Origin of the sequence: Paenibacillus sp. FSL K6-4396, assembly GCF_038002525.1 — a bacterium.
Classification (GTDB): Bacteria; Bacillota; Bacilli; order Paenibacillales; family Paenibacillaceae; genus Paenibacillus; species Paenibacillus amylolyticus_B.
On sequence record NZ_JBBOCR010000001.1, the window covers coordinates 3,352,855 to 3,369,773 of the forward strand.

The window sequence follows — 16,919 nt, forward strand, 5'->3', positions numbered from 1 at the left end:
GGCGATGTATAACGCGATGATCGTTGAGGATAGCAAACCGATATTACGTAATATTAAAATGCTCTTGGAGACGCTGAGCTTCCCAATTCGTGTAACGGCTACGGCAACGAATGGAGAGGAAGCCTTGGCAGCGATAAAGCAGTCACCGATTGATCTGCTGTTGACAGATATACGAATGCCGAAAATGGATGGGCTGTCCCTGATTGAGCAAGCCAAGCTTGCCAACCCGGATCTGAAGGTTATCTTGATTAGCGGTTATAGCGATTTTGAATACACAAGAAAAGCATTGAACCTGCAAGTGTTTGACTATTTGTTAAAACCTGTCGAGCGAGAGGCGCTTGAAGAAGTCATGGGTCGGGTAATTGATCAACTTGATCAACAGATGTCCAAGGAACTGCTGGATTTGCAGGAAATCATTCATCCCCAAGGTGAGACTACGCCCAAACAAGGGGAGGAGTTTCCGCCTTTATTCAGCCAGATGATGATTATTATGAGCAAACAGCCTTTTACCGCAGGGCATGAACGATGGGTGCAGGTGGAACTTGAGCGCATAGTGCAGGATTTTTTTGCATTCCATCCTTGTCGTGTTTACACTAGTCAAACCCCATATCAATTTATCGCTTTTGTCAATAAGAGTGCACTTGAGGTGTACTCTTCCGTACATGAGTGCCTTGAATCGATGCGACGGCATTTGGTTGCGCATGACATCGATGCGATCATTGGAGGACAACTTCTATTCGCTGAGTCTGGTAATCTGCCGGAGCTCTATCACCGCATGTCGTCCATTTTGTCTGAGCAGCAACGGTTGAAACAAGGAATAGTGCTGGATACCGGTAATCCGGTGTCGATGGCCAGATCTGAGACAGGCTGTCTGGATCCGGTGCAGGAATCTGCTTTTGTACAGATGATACAGGCTCGGCAGAAAGAACGGTTTGCTCTTAAGTTATCCGAATTGCTGAATCGATGGGCAGAGGATAATGTACATATGACCGAGGTGGATCGGTTTATTGGTTTGGTCGTAGACACGTTTGCTCATCTGTACGAGGAACAGGGGTCGGGCATGAGATTGGGTCTGGAGCTTCGGTCAAGACAATTCGCCCAGGCACAGTCCTATGCCGATTTTTGCAGGGAACTGGCGGAATGGACGGGACAGTGCTTCGATATGCTGCAATCCCACGTTCGAAAAAGCAAGGCGATCCTGTTCGAACAGATTGACGATTACGTAAAACTAAATAAATACTCTCAATTATCTATCAACGACATTGCCATGAAGTTTCATATTAGCCCGTCGTACGTCAGCAGAGTGATCAAAAATGCAACACAAATTACGTTTGTTCAGTATTACACCCGGCTTCGCATTCAGGAGGCAGTCAGACTGATGGAAAGTCAACCCGACATGAAGTTTAAGGAAGTATCCGATTTGTTGTCATTTAGCGATCAGCACTATTTCTCGAAGGTGTTCAAAGAGTATACGGGGCTAAGTCCTACGGATTATAAACAACAGATGTCTGGTATAAAGAACCAATCATAGCTAACAAACCCTTTTTATTTATGTTATAATACGAAACAAATACGGCTTGTTACTGAATTTATTCAGGCAATACCTATGTATATACATGCTCAAAGTTTCTTTGGGTGTGCATATACATGGGTTTTTTTGCGTTTACTTGCCGATTGATTCTACCAAAAATGGATAAAGAGAGGAAGATTCACTTTGGAAAAGAAAAAGAAAAAAAGGTCATTTTATAAGAAAGGAGGAGCTGGTTTACGATTAATGAGTACTAGACTCATTGCAGCTTTCCTTGCGGTGCTTATTGTCCCAACTGCACTTATCGGTTATTTCTCGTATCATAGTGCCAAAGATCAGGTGCAACAAAAAATGACAGATCCCATTAATACAATTTTAACGATGACAGGACAGCATATTAACAATCTGGTAGGGGAAAAAGCAGAAATGTTGAGTTACATAGACAGCATGTATGGCTCCGATCCCAGTCAGGCGAACAATGAAGTAATACAAGTAGGAATCGACCAGTTAGCTGATACATACCCTGATATTATTGCCATAACCGTAGGCAACGACCAAGGCAGTGTTATATCTTCTCCAGCAATTGAGGATGCAACATATGATCCACGCAGCACAGAATGGTACACCAATGGTATAAGTAACAATGGATCACTCTATTTTTCGAGTATTATGAAAGATTCGGTATCCGGGAAGATTTATGTAGAGATTTCAAAAGCTCTGTCAAATGAACAAGGTGTAGCAAGTATTAAACTTGATCTGGAGCGATTAGCAAATGAAATATCGATTGTGGATGTCGGAGGTAATGGGAGTCTGATTGTGGTGGACTCCAATCGAACCATCGTGGCTTGGTCCGGTGCCATTGTAAACGGTGGGGGAGGAGAGCTTGGCGGAGCACTCATCGAGGGAATTCCAGTCCATCCAAATACGGCTTCAAGTTCCGATGAACCGATGGCATTTTCCCAATTTGTCAGAACGGATCTGGCGTATGATCTGGAGGTATATAACGGTGTTAATGCTTTGACGGGTTGGAATGTCATTGCTTTAATGGGCCATGAAGACTTTATCGCCGCAGCGAAGCCCATCATGGTATCGAGTTTAACCGTCATTGCGATATCTGTATTGATTGCTGGTGTAATTATTTTCTTCATCCTGAGATCTTTTATCGTACCTATGCAAAAACTGCGAAAGGCCACTCGCAGCGTAAGCGAAGGGAATCTGTCCGAACGGGTTAATCTTAAAACTGAAAATGAATTTGGCATATTGGCCAATGATTTTGACCAGATGACCATTTCACTTCAATCGGTGGTTGCCGAACTTCATCAGACGTCATCGTTGTTAAGTCACTCTTCTCAGATGATTCAGGAGAGTACAGAACAAACGACCCAATCGGTACAACATGTGGCTGTAACCATGCAACAGACTGCGGAGTCAGCTATCGTTGGAGCGGAAAATTCGGAACAGACAGCAAATGCAGTCGAAGAGATGGCGAGAGGCATCAGTACAATTGCAGAATCTGCGAGTGCGATTGTAGATTCGGCTGAAGAGACGGAGCGCGCTGTTGCTAATGGTGGCAAAACCATTAACCAGGTCGGAGAACAAATGGAACATATTCTCGGAGCTGTTGAAGAAACCTCGGCATTGATTAATGAGCTGTCCAGTCTGTCTGCCGAAGCCAATCGAATGAATGAAGCGATCGCGGATATCTCTCGGCAAACCAATCTTCTATCACTGAATGCCTCTATTGAAGCATCAAGAGCAGGAGAGCATGGAAAAGGTTTTGCTGTCGTTGCAGGCGAGGTACGAACGTTATCGATGCAATCCAAACAAAGTGCGGACGAGATTGGCGCTACCATTGGTAAAATGCTTGATCTGATTGCCAAATCCACGTCTCTTATGAATGATAAAGTTCGTAATCAAGTTGGTGAAGGAATCCGGATCAGCCAAGAAGCTTCAGCAACCATATCGAATATTGAACAGTATACAACACATATCGTGGATCAAATTCAGGATATTTCCGCTGTCTCCGAACAGTTGTCAGCCAGTACGGAAGAAGTCTCGGCTACAGTTGCCACGATGAGTCACATCTCTAAAGTGTCGGCTGACAGTGCTCAGACAACTTCAGCAGCAGCCCAAGAGCAAATGGCGGCAATGCAGGAGATATCCGCATCATCTGCACAGCTATCCAAAACAGCTGAGAACATGCAAGAATTGGTTCGCCGGTTTAAGCTCTAGAGTAGAAGTAAGTAAATGTGTAAGGAAATATGTAAAGAGATATGTAAAGCACCAGGCGCTCCCCAAATGGAGCGCCTTTTTGCATTTAGAGAGATTAGTAAGAATGTGATCACTTGAGCACTCCTCCTCCTCATATCCTTTCCAACATTCCTTATGAAACGGGTTCGTAGATGATGGAGGTAGGATAATGCAATAATTCAGTGAATTTATATATGAAGAGATCTGATAAAATGAATGAAAAGCTGGGAGGTAAAGCCATGAAAAAGCCCATGATCGGTGTACTGCCTTTGTATGATACGGACAAAAAAAGTTACTGGATGCTTCCAGATTATATGAACGCCATAGAAGGAGCAGGTGGGATTCCAATTATGCTGCCTTTGACAACGGATACCGAGATCATAGCAACGTTGGCTAATCAGTTCGATGGGTTCCTGTTCACCGGGGGACATGATCTCAATCCTGAGCTGTATCATGAGCATGCTGAGGTTACCTGTGGAGAGTTGTGTATTGAACGCGATATGATGGAGTCGATATTATTACAAAAGGTAATTGAGCTAGATAAGCCTGCGTTTGGCATATGCCGTGGACTACAGCTATTTAACGTTATGTTGGGTGGAACGTTATATCAAGACATTCCGACTAACCTTCAACTTCATGGGAACAAGATCGTTAATCATAAGCAAAGTCCGCCGTATACAGATCTTGTACATGATGTACATATCGAGGAAAATAATATCCTATACGATATTTTGCAAACCGATACGATAAAAGTGAACAGCTACCACCATCAGGGACTCAAGATGTTATCGGATAAGTTAACTGCCGTGGCAGTCGCTGAAGATGGACTCGTTGAATCCGTGGTCATGCCAAACCGTTCATTTGTTTTGGCTGTGCAGTGGCATCCAGAGTACAGCTATAAAGTAGATGACTACAGTCAGAAGTTATTTGCGGCGTTTGTTCATGCTGCTAAATCCCCACGCTATACTATCCATATTGAAGACATCATCGCATAAAATGTGAAAAAGAAAAAAGACCTCCTGTTTATAAAAACAGAGGAGGTCTTAGTATTGGTGAATATAGTCGTAATAGTAATCCTGGTATTACCCTTCTATTGGCAGGATTATTTTAATCCAGACTTCGTGTTCGCATGCTCTTCAGCATTCAGGGAAGCAATCAGCTTCTCGCCTTCAACATCCAGATTTGGCAGAATGCGATCCAGCCATTTCGGAAGTGCCCAAGCTTTATCTCCGAAAATAGCCATGATGGCTGGAACCAAGCCCATACGGATGATGAAAGCATCAATCAGAATGCCTACCGCCAAGGTGAAACCAATCTGCTTGATCATGACATCATCAGTGAATATAAATCCTGCAAATACAGAGACCATGATCACTGCTGCGGCAACAACCACACGACTGACCTGATTGTACCCATGAACGACGGATTCGGTCCCGCGATGACCGTGGACATATGATTCCCGCATAGAGCTAACAAGGAAGACTTGATAGTCCATCGCGAGGCCATACAAAATACCTGTCACGATGATCGGCATAAAGCTCAGCAACGGGCCGCCAGTATCGAAACCAAAGAGCGAATGCAGCCAACCCCATTGGAATACAGCAGTCGTAATCCCGAATGTGGCCAGGATACTAAGCAGGAAGCCAATTGTAGCTTTGATAGGAACGATGATCGAACGGAATACAAGTAACAGGATGATCAGCGATAGCAGGATTATAATGCCTACATAAATAGGGAATACCTGCGCCAATTTGGCAGACATATCAATGTTAACAGCCGTAAGACCAGTAACCCCAAGCTTCACATCATAGGTCTGTGCGATACTCGAATCAGCCGAGCGCAGATCACTGACCATTGTTTTAGTGAGCGTATCGTTAGGACCTGTTTTTGGAATGAGACTAAAGATAGCCAAATCTTCTGTCATACCAAGCGGTGTAACCTGTGCTACGTTATTCTGATCTTGCAGCTCCATCATCAGACCACCCAAGAGTTCCGGCGTGACTTTTGCAGAAGATTGATTAGGCTCTGCGACCAGAATAAGTGGTCCGTTGAATCCTTCTCCGAAGCCTTCCGAGATAGCATCATAGCTCTGTCTTGCGTCCGTATCGAGATTCGCTGAGGAAGCGCCAGGGATACCCATTTCCATTTTGGTGATAGGTGTCGCGGCAAAACCAAGAATAACGATAATCGCGATAATGATAGCCCAACGATTCTTGATAATGAATTTCACCCATCTATCCGCAACTCCGTGACTAGCGGCTTTAGGATGTTTCTTGCTTTTCTCACGAGCTTTGGCGGAACAGATGCGTTCTCCTACCAATCCCAGCAAAGCCGGCAACAGGGTTAAAGCAACGAATACGTTGATGAGCACGGTGGCAGCTGCGACCAAAGCCATCGTAGACAAGAATGTGAGACCGATGACAAGCATACCGCACAGTGCAATAATGACGGTTAACCCGGCAAAAAATACTGCGCTGCCCGATGTACCAATGGCTCTGGCTGTTGCTTCTTTTGCGCTCAAGCCTTGATCAATGATCATTCGACGTTGACGATTAACAATGAAGAGAGCGTAATCGATTCCAACAGCCAATCCAACCATGAGAGCCAGGACGGAAGTGACACTTGGCATTTCGATGAATTTGGAGATTGAGAATGCTCCACCTACTCCGATCGCAACACCCAGTAATGCAGTGATCAGAGGCAGACCTGCTGCAACGACGGAGCCGAGGGTGATCAACAATACGATTACAGCAATGACCAGTCCAACAATCTCTGCGGAGCCGACCCCAATCGATACCGCTTTGAGCGTTTCGCCTGGCAAGACCGTAATGTTGGTTCCTTTCTCTACCGTCATAACGGATTGAATAACGGAATCAAATATATCCTGCGTGATGGCAGACTGCTCGATTGTAAATTGGAACTGGAACAGTGCAATACTACCGTCTGAAGAGATCAGCATACCAGGTACAGGAACACCATCCACCATCAAAGGTCCATAGGGAGGAGGCGTGGTTGTTGCGGATTGAGCTGCACCCGCAGACTGAGCATTCTGAGCAATCTCTGCAGAAGCCCCTGAATTACTCGCTTCAGCTGCATAATCGGCAGGGTTAAGGACTTTGTCTAATGCGTAAACTTCATTAACACCTTTCATCATGGCAGCCAAACGTTCAGGCGTATCCAAACGCTCGTTGTCCGGTGCCTTGAATACAACACTTCCTTGACCGCCGGAGGCGGCTGGCAATTCTTTTGCTAATTGATCCAGAACCTTCTGCGACTCTGTGCCTTCAATCTTCATTTCAGAACTGATGTGAATACCATTGATGCTGATCATGGAGATGACAATTCCCAGAATTAAAACCCAGCCAATGATGAAGGTTGCAGGTTTGCTAAAAGCGGTTTTCCCCACTCTGTATAATAATGTAGACATTTCTCTATTTTACACTCCCTCTATGATGAATGTGGATGGTTGGCATGTTCGAATCCCGCCCGCAAATGACTAAACGTCGTTTCCAAAAATTGATCGAATGTTAAAGCACCGGGCTTGGTATCCTCAGTAATGACTTGTCCGGGTAGTAACACATTAAGTCTTCCATCAATTAATGGCAGTATTGTTCCATATAGTGCGTTGATCAAAAGATAAGTATAGATCTCGTCATACTTCCCGTTAGATAAGTCTAATAAGGTATCTTGTGCCTGCGTCTGCATCCGGTGCATGGCTCCAAGGTAATGCGGTTCAAGTACGGGATAAGTCTGGGATAGTGAGAGCAACTGATGAAGTCTTCCAATTAGTTCTGTTGTAAGCTGCATCTTGATCAGGTTATACAGTACGTCAAGCAAGGAGACGTTGTCGGGCATTTTGGTAAGTAACTCTTCGAGTTCCGTTGTATTCTGAACGGATATTGCGCCTCTTGCTACAGCTTCTTCTTTACATGTGAAGTAGTTAGCAAATGTTCTACGTGAACAACCCACCTGATGCACAATATCTTCGACCGTAAAGCCATCAAGCCCATGTTCAAGGGTAAGTTCAAATGCAGCACTAGCAAGTGCTTTTTCAGTTGCTTCTTTCTTCAAATGTCGCAAGTTTCGTTTGATCATTATTCTCCGCTTATGCGTTCACCTCCAATACCAATGACTATGGTTTGTTTTTTTTAAGAAGAGCACACTTACTGAATATGCACTTTGTGAGGTTTATCATAACAACAAGTTGCTCATTGTGCAAATTTACCCATTGTGCAAATATTTTATATGACGGCTATACTATGAACCAATGCTTCAACTCCTGAGGAATGAATGTTAAAATCAGATAAAAACCTGGGGCGATGATGGAAAATGAGTAGTCGTAAACAAAGTTTATTGGAAACAGCACTTGCACTATTTTTAGAGCATAGCTATGCAAATACAACAATCCAGATGATCCTGGATCAATCAGGTGTATCCAAAGGTACATTCTACAAATTCTTCAGTTCGAAAGAAGACTGTTTATATTCGATTATTGATCAGCGTATGCAGGAGGATGTTTTCATTCGCAAGGAACTTGAACAAAATCATTATACTTCGGATTATGCTCTGCTTGTTGATCAGATTGCCATTCCCATGTCTGGACCTGACAAAGAGCGAGTGTGGGAATTGTATTGGACTGGTTTTTACGCCGGAGAGATCAACTCAGCTAAACTGGCTAAAGTGCATCTAAACTGGCTGTCTACACGCTTGATTCAGGTGTATGGAAAAGACATCAGCTTATACGCCAACGAAGGTGCAATATTGTGCTATGGCATACTACATCAGATTGCCAACACCTCAAGAAGTCTAAATACTCAAAAACCGGTTTGGAGCGAAGTTGTTCCAAAAGTATTAACGTACATCGAAGTGATATTAAGAACAATGCACCAAAGAAATGAACATATTTTTGACGTTCAGTCTCTTTATTTTCTGAATGCCGATGAGCGTAACCATGATCATGGTCTCGATATCGACAAGCTGTTGGAGGAATTGGATGAGTTCAACAAGATTGTTCAAAAATCCAAGGAATCTACATCATTAAAGCAACTTTCCAAGGGACTTTTGGCGTTATTACAGGATAAAGAGGATTTAAATATTCCTGTAATCGAAGTTGTCCTTCAAGCATTTCACAAAGAGTACAAATCAAGTGCATTTCACTCCGAAGCCAATAGACTAACCGAAGCCTGCTGGTGGTATTTGGAACTTGTGAAGCACCATAATTAATTTGGAGGTTGGCCCCAAAGCCAACCTCTTTTTTTGTTTTTTTTATGCTTGAAGTTATTATTAATATACTATTAGTACATTAATTAATTGTTGTTATAACAGTTGAATGTTGCAGTTTAAACTACGGAATTTGAAATTAAATATACGAGTAGTATATAATCGAAATGAACATATATTTCCATAGATTTCAATAACTTCACTAAGAAAGGAAGATTTCAATGAATAATAACCAAACATCGGAAAAATCAGAATTCAATTTGTTTAGTGAAGAAAATGTTAAAGATCAATTTGCCATGTTTAAACAGATGCGATCCAGAGGCTCCGTTGTTCCTGTTCCCAATCCAATGGGTGGAGCAGAGCAAACCTGGATTATAACTCGGATGGACGTTGCCATGGAAGTGTTGAAAGACCACTCTCGATTTACGGTAGATATGAACTCTATCGATAATGGCAATGATATTCGAAAGAATCTCTCAGACGATCTTGGTTCATCGGAACCCCAGACTTTTTTTACCGGAAAGTCGATGCTCTTTGTTGATGAACCGGATCACCGAAGACTGCGTAGCCTGGTGTCCAAAGCATTCACTCCAAGATATATGGAAAGCCTGCGTCCGCGTGTCCAGGAAATTGCCGATGAATTAATTGATCAATTTGAAGGAAAAGGAGAGATGGATCTTGTAAAAGACTATGCCTACCCTTTCCCAATTAACGTCATATCCGAAATGCTCGGTGTACCTCAGGAAGACCGACCTCAGATCCATGTATGGTCTGAAGCCATTGCGAAAGGTCTCGGTTTCGGTAAACAAGATCCTGAAGTAGCGCAGCATTTGCGATCATTCGCAGAATACACGGCTCAGCTTGTGGCGAACAAACGAGTGGAACCTTCCGATGACCTCATCAGTCAATTAATTGTGATCGAGGAGGAGGGGGATCGACTGAATGAAGATGAATTAATATCCATGATCACGTTATTAATATTTGCTGGACATGAGACAACGTCGAATCTGATTGCGACCGGCTCTTATCTACTTCTGACACATCCCGAACAACTGGAACAACTTAAACAAGATTTGAATCTGGTTCCTTCTGCGGTGGAGGAGTTGTTACGATATAACGGCCCCGCGACTTCGTCAGGTCCTCGATATGCAACGCAGGACACGGAGCTGGATGGACAACGGATTAAAAAAGGAGATGTTGTGATTCCTCTTTTGAAATCAGCGAATCGGGACGAGTTACAGTTTAACCAACCTGAAGAACTGGATCTTGAGCGCAAAATAAAACGGCATTTGGCCTTTGGCCATGGTATTCATATGTGTCTTGGTGCTCCACTTGCCCGTGTGGAGGGAGACGTAGCGTTTACTACGCTATTAAGTCGACTTCCTGGTCTTCAGCTTCGTGTTCCTCCGGAAGAGATTCATTGGCACTACTCACTATTATCTGAGGGATTGGCATCATTACCAGTAAAATTTTAATAGATAAATTTAGTGTGTCTCACTGGAGTATGACGAATTGTCGTCATACTCTTTATTTATAATGATGATAGAACGGTATGAACAAGAAGCATTCCAATGGAGTGAACATGCTAATGCAAAAACATAAAATTGAGTACATAAATTTTGTTGTGGAGGTAAACTTTATGAATAAAGATGAACTATTCATGCATAAAGCCATTGAGATTGCTTTGCAAGCTCGCAAAGAAGGAAACGAACCATTCGGCCCATGATCAGTTAGCGGAAATTGCTGGCAGCAACATCATGATCGCGTGTGAAGAAGTGTTTGAGAAAAGTCCTCAAAAGCCTGAAGTAGTGGGGGAATTACTGAGCGCAGAAGGCTTGAAAGTATTCGAAGGATATCAATTTCTTTCTTAGTCCTCGTTCGGACAAAAAAATAATTTTTAATTATTGCTTGATTTTTTTTTCAACGTCTGATAGTGTAAGACCTGTGATTTTGGGAAGTTAATTTATCAATATGAATTAGAGCTTTCCAGCAGATAATTTTGACCACTTCACCAGGAAGTTAAGGCCATACGGACAGCCGGGTCAAACGCCGATTGGCAACTTACGTTGCTTTATTGATTGAGTTCAAAGCTCAAATTTTATAAGTTGGTTACTTTACAACCAGTGCAATTGCACATCAACTTGTGAAACGGTCAATAAGAGTGGTAAAGGCGAATTATTTGCTATATAGACTCTGATCCAATATTGATATACATGAAGGAGCTTTCCGCCAAAGGAGTTCTTGTGAACTTTTTTGGTCATGGAGACTTCACGTCTTTTTTATGATGTATATCGATAAGCAAGTGTGATGGTGCGCGATTGCGGGCATTTTTCACCTTGCTTTTTTTGTTGTCTTGTTGTCGTTACTGTATCAAACAAATTAAACCAATTAAAAAAAATACATATTGGGATAGGAGAATGTAAAATGGGAAAAGCACTAATCATCGGCGCCGGCGGCGTTGCTTCCGTGGCAGTACACAAATGCGTTCAAAACAGTGAAGTTTTTGAGGAAATCTGCATCGCGAGTCGTACAAAATCCAAATGTGATGAACTCAAAGCCAAGCTGGACGGCGGAAAAACAAAAATTACAACAGCACAAGTAGATGCTGACAATGTTGACGAACTGATCGCTCTGATCAACGAAGTTAAACCGGATATCGTTATGAACCTTGCTTTGCCGTATCAAGATCTGACAATCATGGATGCTTGCCTTGCAACTAAAACAAATTACATGGACACAGCGAACTATGAGCCACATGATACAGCGAAGTTCGAATACAGCTGGCAATGGGATTACAAAGAGCGTTTTGAACAAGCAGGCATCACTGCATTGCTCGGTAGTGGATTTGATCCAGGCGTGACAGGCGTATTCTCCGCTTATGCCCTGAAGCACTACTTCGACGAAATTGAGTACATCGACATTCTGGACTGCAATGGCGGCGACCACGGCTATCCGTTCGCAACCAACTTCAACCCTGAGATCAACATTCGCGAAGTATCTGCCAACGGTAGATACTGGGAAAATGGTGAATGGATCGAAACGAAGCCGATGGAAATCAAACGTGTCTACGACTTCAAAGAAGTTGGCGAGAAAGACATGTACCTGTTGTACCATGAGGAATTGGAATCTTTGGCAAAAAACATGCCAGGTCTGAAACGTATCCGTTTCTTCATGACATTTGGTCAAAGCTACCTGACTCACTTGAAAGCTCTTGAAAATGTAGGTATGACTTCAATCGAGCCTATTGAATATGAAGGTAAACAAATTATTCCACTGCAGTTCCTGAAAGCAGTACTGCCTGATCCAGCATCCCTTGGACCACGTACTGTAGGTAAAACAAATATCGGTTGTATTTTCAAAGGTAAAAAAGATGGTCAAGACAAAACATATTATGTTTACAATATCTGTGATCACCAAGAGTGTTACAAAGAAGTGGGTTCCCAAGCGATCTCTTACACAACAGGCGTTCCAGCTATGATTGGTGCAGCAATGGTCATGACAGGCAAATGGAACAAACCAGGCGTATACAATGTAGAAGAGTTCAACCCGGATCCATTCATGGAAGAGTTGAACAAATGGGGCCTCCCATGGGTAGAAGACTTCAACCCGGTACTCGTTGATGAGCTGCCAGAAGAAGTTAAAGAATCGGAGCTAGTTCGTTAAAATGCGGTTCGAGCAATTACCGACACCATGTTTTGTTGTTGACGAGGCGCTTATCGAGAGAAACCTGAAAATCCTGAACGGTGTTATGCAACGTACAGGTGCCAAAATCGTGCTCGCTCAAAAAGCATTTTCCATGACTGCGATGTACCCGCTGATTGGAGAATACCTGAGCGGAGCTACGGCGAGTGGTTTGTATGAAGCACGCCTGGGCCACGAGGAAATGGGCAAAGAGAATCATGTCTTTGCTCCGGCATACCGCGCAGAAGAGATCGACGAGATTCTCTCCATCTGCGACCACATTATTTTCAATTCTTTTTCACAGCTTGCAAAATTTAAGGATAAGGCGCTTCAGGCTGGCCGTAAGGTCGGCTTGCGCGTCAATCCAGAATGCTCTACCCAAGAAGGACACGAGATCTACGATCCGTGTTCTCCGGGTTCGCGTTTTGGCGCGAAACAAGAAGATTTCCAAGCAGATCTGTTGGAAGGTGTCTCCGGACTACACTTCCACACACTGTGTCAGCAAAATTCAGATGATCTGGAGACTACGCTGAACGCAGTTGTTGAGAAGTTCGGACAATGGCTGCCACAAATGGAATGGATCAACTTCGGTGGTGGACACCATATCACACGTGAAGATTATGATATTCCAAGACTGGAAGCATGCATCAAGCGTATGCAGAACGATTATGGCCTGGAAGTATATCTGGAGCCGGGAGAAGCTGTTGCGCTGAACGCGGGTTATCTGGTGACCTCTGTGCTGGACTTCCATAAAAACGGTATGGACATCGCTATTCTGGATACTTCAGCTACGTGTCATATGCCGGATGTGCTGGAAATGCCATATCGCCCGCCGCTGATCGGTTCGGGAGAAGTGGGTGAGAAGGCTCATCTGTATCGCCTAGGTGGACAAACCTGTCTGTCTGGTGACGTGATTGGGGATTATTCATTCGATCAGCCTTTGCAAGAAGGCGACCGTCTGGTATTCGAAGACATGGCGATTTACTCCATGGTGAAAACCAACACGTTCAACGGCATGCCGCTTCCAGCGATTGCTGTTAAAAGAAAAGACGGCGATTGCGAAGTTGTCCGCGAATTCGGATATCAGGATTTCAAAATGAGGCTGGCATAATTACTTCATTATATAGTAAGCATTGAATATAAATACAAAGAAGGGAACCTGGAGACAGGTTCCCTTTTTAACGTTAACTAATGTTTAACGTCTTGAAGCGTATGAAAAGATCGGTTCTCTTAGTTCAAAGTCATACGTCAACCCGTCCACAATGCCGACTACACTTTCACTGTCATACAACTCCAGCAAAAATCCAGCCATTTGTTCCGCCGTATGGAACTTGGGAACTCTGCCTTCATACTCAAACTCGTCTACATTAAAGGAATGTTTCGCAAACTCGGTCTCGGTTGCAGCCGGAGCGAGAACTTTGGCTTGCATTGCTGCGTTCTTGCCCTTTAACTCTTGCGCAAGCCCTTCCGTAAAGGCACTTACATAGAACTTAGTTGCGCAGTAGGTTACTGCATCGGCTACAATCGTATATCCTCCACCAGAGGAAATATTAATGATCTGTGTGCCATCAACGTTTGCATAATCACGTACATACAGGGAAGAAAGAATCGTAAGAGCTTCTATATTAAGATGAAGCATCTGCTCAATCTTGGGCAGGTGTTGTTCGCCAACGGAAGCAAAATTCCCGAATCCTGCATTGTTAATCCACGTCTCAATGGAGTAAGCCTGAAGACTCTCATAGAATTCATGCACATTAGCGGCAATGGACAGATCCACTGTACGAATGACAATATCCAGATCAGGATTGATTTCAGCTACTTTTGCTTTTAATTTGTCCAATTCATCGGTTCTGCGTGCTGCCAGGATTATATTTTTGCCACGAGCTGCAAAAGCTAAAGCCGCTTCATATCCAATGCCTGAACTGGCACCGGTAATCACTGTGTATTTCATGGGAATTCCTCCTGGATCTGATTTCATTATTTATTGTGATGTGACCACGAGTTGATTATACTGATTAGAGCTTACTCTAAGTCAAGCGGGAAAATGGAGGGGAGGTTAACCATGCATACCATTGGTGAAGTGGCAGAATTACTCCATATCAGTGCACATACGTTGCGTTATTATGAGAAGGAACAGATTGTAACTCCTCTCCGAGATGCGAGTGGAGACAGGCGGTACAACGAGTCACACCTGAAATGGCTACAATTTGTAATTAAATTAAAAGAGACTCAGATGCCCATTGCTACCATTAAGAAGTATGCGTCCTTGTTTCAGGAAGGGGAGCATACGGCGGCGGATCGTTTGAAGCTACTGGAGGAGCATAAAGAGTCGATTCAAAAACAGATGCACATCCTTAACACAGCAGATGAGATGCTTGAGCATAAAATTTCGACGTATCGAACGCTCATCGGACAATGAACTAACACACACAAATGACGATCTATTGCCAAAACAGTGATTTTTATTATAGACTGTTTTTTATCGGTTGTTCATCAAGGGGGAAATGCAATGCATCAAATCAGGAAACAAAAGTCAAATAAGTTAAAGATTCTCTCCAAAGTATTATTGATTATCATTGGGGGATTTATAACGGCATATGGTCTCGAAGCCATATTGATCCCGAATAATGTCTCAGATGGTGGTGTCACAGGTCTGAGTATCGTAGGATCACAACTGTTCGGATTACCACTGGGGATACTCATCGGGATTATTAACATTCCATTTGTGTGGCTAGGGTACAAGCAAATCGGAAAAAGCTTTGCGTTATATTCGATCATCGGTATTGCTTCACTCGCAATCAGCACCAGTCTGATGCACCATGTACCAACCATCATTGAAGGTGATACCTTGCTTGTTACGGTTGTCGGCGGGATTATTATCGGTTTTGGTATGGGACTTGCATTACGTAATGGTGGCGCATTGGATGGCATAGATATGCTGGCTGTACTCCTTTCGCGAAAAGTCCCTTTTGGAACCAGTGATCTCATTCTGTTCCTCAACATGTTTGTATTTATTGTCGTTTCTACCGTGTTTGGTCTGCAAGGTGCGATCTTGTCAGGACTTGCGTATTTCATTGCTTCTAAAGTAATACATATTGTTGAAGAGGGCTTGAGCGGCTCCAAAACGTTTAAAATTATTACGAATCAACCTGAGATTATGGTTGAAACCATTCGGGACCGCTTAGGCCGTGGAGCAACATATACCGAGGCTTACGGTGGCTATTCTAATGAGCAATTCAAAGAAATTACTTGTGTCATTAACCGGATGGAAGAGAGTAAAATTAAAGATATCATTCACGAAATTGACCCAACTGCTTTTGTAGTCGTATATGATGTAGCAGAAGTCAGAGGCGGCAATTTCAAAAAGAAAGATATACACTAACATACAAAAACGCGCTGACAGGAGAAATACTCTTGCCAGCGCGTTTTTGTTTTACCATATGTGTATAAAAAAAATCAAGCTTCAGTAAAAACTGTACTGAAGCTACTGTCAACACCTTCAATATATAATGGAACAGCATATACCTTTTCAATTCCAGATAAGTCATGGTTTAAATTCATATCCTCTATAAGTAGAATGAACTTGCCATCAACCCGACCTTTCCCAAGCATAATCTGATGAAAAGTGATAGCCTCATCCACATGAATCACAGAGCCAGAAGAGATCATATCCATTCCAACTGCTCTCAATGAATCAAAAACCATCAAGTAACTTGCAGCATCTGCTGCAAACCCTGGGTTATGATCACTATAACGAACAGGGTCAGATGACCGAAACTTTCCAAAACCTGTACGTATGAGCAGAAGATCAGAGCCAGCGATCTGGTGTTCATACGGCTCCAGGTCAGCTTTTGTAATAAGTTCATCGTCACCTTTGGGAATATCGAGGATTGTTGGATGAGTAAAGATAAAGTAGTCTATGGGAATCTCGCTTATTTTTAGACCTTGCGGATTGAAATGCCAAGGCCCGTCAATATGAGTTCCATTATGGTTGAGAGATGTGATAATAAATTGGTTATACAGATCTCCTTGATCTATGCTGGACTGCTGCTGAATCTCAACAGGAGGATTATCTTTATAAACGGGAGTATTTACACTAAGAGGGTAGGACAAGAGGATCCGCTTCATCTGTTGTTCTCTCCTTTATGTCACACAGGTTCTATATCATGATTGGTGAATGTATGGACTCATATTATGAAAGGAATCGGTATTTCATGCATAAGCACAGCTCTATTATGGA

The 16,919-nt window shown here is 43.1% G+C and carries 14 protein-coding genes; 10 read left to right on the plus strand and 4 right to left on the minus strand.

The window, feature by feature from the left end:
- Nucleotides 1-4: 4 nt before the first annotated feature.
- The 3 genes from MHB85_RS14610 to MHB85_RS14620 all read left to right on the plus strand — a co-directional run bounded on the left by MHB85_RS14610 (nt 5) and on the right by MHB85_RS14620 (nt 4,773).
- Nucleotides 5-1,531: a response regulator gene (locus tag MHB85_RS14610; protein ID WP_149846657.1), complete on the plus strand. Its 1,527-nt coding sequence runs from the start codon at nt 5-7 to the stop codon at nt 1,529-1,531.
- Nucleotides 1,532-1,774: 243 nt separating this feature from the next.
- Nucleotides 1,775-3,760 carry a methyl-accepting chemotaxis protein gene (locus MHB85_RS14615; protein ID WP_181155402.1) on the plus strand — a complete coding sequence of 662 codons (1,986 nt, stop codon included), beginning with the start codon at nt 1,775-1,777 and terminating at the stop codon, nt 3,758-3,760.
- 257 nt (nt 3,761-4,017) lie between these two features.
- Nucleotides 4,018-4,773, plus strand: coding sequence for a gamma-glutamyl-gamma-aminobutyrate hydrolase family protein (locus tag MHB85_RS14620; protein ID WP_149846658.1), 756 nt, complete (start codon nt 4,018-4,020; stop codon nt 4,771-4,773).
- A gap of 107 nt (nt 4,774-4,880) precedes the next feature.
- On the opposite strand, the gene MHB85_RS14625 is transcribed toward MHB85_RS14620, so the two are convergent.
- Nucleotides 4,881-7,205 (minus strand): MMPL family transporter, encoded by a 2,325-nt coding sequence (locus MHB85_RS14625; RefSeq protein WP_149846659.1) that lies wholly within the window; start codon nt 7,203-7,205, stop codon nt 4,881-4,883.
- Between the two features lie 20 nt (nt 7,206-7,225).
- Nucleotides 7,226-7,858, minus strand: coding sequence for a TetR/AcrR family transcriptional regulator (locus tag MHB85_RS14630; RefSeq protein WP_341073150.1), 633 nt, complete (start codon nt 7,856-7,858; stop codon nt 7,226-7,228).
- 249 nt (nt 7,859-8,107) lie between these two features.
- Between MHB85_RS14630 and MHB85_RS14635 the strand changes: the two genes are divergently transcribed.
- From MHB85_RS14635 to nspC, 5 genes are all read left to right on the plus strand, one after another.
- Nucleotides 8,108-9,001, plus strand: a complete 894-nt coding sequence (locus MHB85_RS14635) for a TetR/AcrR family transcriptional regulator (RefSeq protein WP_091016357.1) — start codon at nt 8,108-8,110, stop codon at nt 8,999-9,001.
- 218 nt (nt 9,002-9,219) lie between these two features.
- Entirely contained in the window at nt 9,220-10,473 is a 1,254-nt protein-coding gene (locus tag MHB85_RS14640; protein WP_197997667.1) for a cytochrome P450 family protein, read from the plus strand.
- A gap of 113 nt (nt 10,474-10,586) precedes the next feature.
- Nucleotides 10,587-10,724 carry a hypothetical protein gene (locus MHB85_RS14645; protein WP_223199950.1) on the plus strand — a complete coding sequence of 46 codons (138 nt, stop codon included), beginning with the start codon at nt 10,587-10,589 and terminating at the stop codon, nt 10,722-10,724.
- Nucleotides 10,725-11,422: 698 nt separating this feature from the next.
- A complete protein-coding gene (locus MHB85_RS14650; RefSeq protein ID WP_017688530.1) occupies nt 11,423-12,661 on the plus strand; it encodes a saccharopine dehydrogenase family protein in 1,239 nt (412 codons plus the stop codon).
- Nucleotide 12,662: 1 nt separating this feature from the next.
- The gene (nspC, locus tag MHB85_RS14655; RefSeq protein ID WP_133384741.1) at nt 12,663-13,790 is read left to right on the plus strand and encodes a carboxynorspermidine decarboxylase; all 1,128 of its coding nucleotides are present in this window, start codon (nt 12,663-12,665) and stop codon (nt 13,788-13,790) included.
- Nucleotides 13,791-13,874: 84 nt separating this feature from the next.
- Here the strand turns inward: nspC and MHB85_RS14660 are convergent, their stop codons facing one another.
- Nucleotides 13,875-14,630: an SDR family NAD(P)-dependent oxidoreductase gene (locus tag MHB85_RS14660; RefSeq protein WP_149846660.1), complete on the minus strand. Its 756-nt coding sequence runs from the start codon at nt 14,628-14,630 to the stop codon at nt 13,875-13,877.
- Nucleotides 14,631-14,741: 111 nt separating this feature from the next.
- Here MHB85_RS14660 and MHB85_RS14665 point away from each other — a divergent pair, with 111 nt between their 5' ends.
- Both MHB85_RS14665 and MHB85_RS14670 read left to right on the plus strand, forming a co-directional pair.
- Nucleotides 14,742-15,098, plus strand: a complete 357-nt coding sequence (locus MHB85_RS14665) for a MerR family transcriptional regulator (protein WP_149846661.1) — start codon at nt 14,742-14,744, stop codon at nt 15,096-15,098.
- Between the two features lie 90 nt (nt 15,099-15,188).
- Nucleotides 15,189-16,061 (plus strand): YitT family protein, encoded by an 873-nt coding sequence (locus tag MHB85_RS14670; RefSeq protein WP_149846662.1) that lies wholly within the window; start codon nt 15,189-15,191, stop codon nt 16,059-16,061.
- Between the two features lie 74 nt (nt 16,062-16,135).
- Here MHB85_RS14670 and MHB85_RS14675 read toward each other — a convergent pair whose 3' ends face one another.
- The gene (locus MHB85_RS14675) at nt 16,136-16,807 is read right to left on the minus strand and encodes a cyclase family protein (protein WP_149846663.1); all 672 of its coding nucleotides are present in this window, start codon (nt 16,805-16,807) and stop codon (nt 16,136-16,138) included.
- Nucleotides 16,808-16,919: the final 112 nt, after the last annotated feature.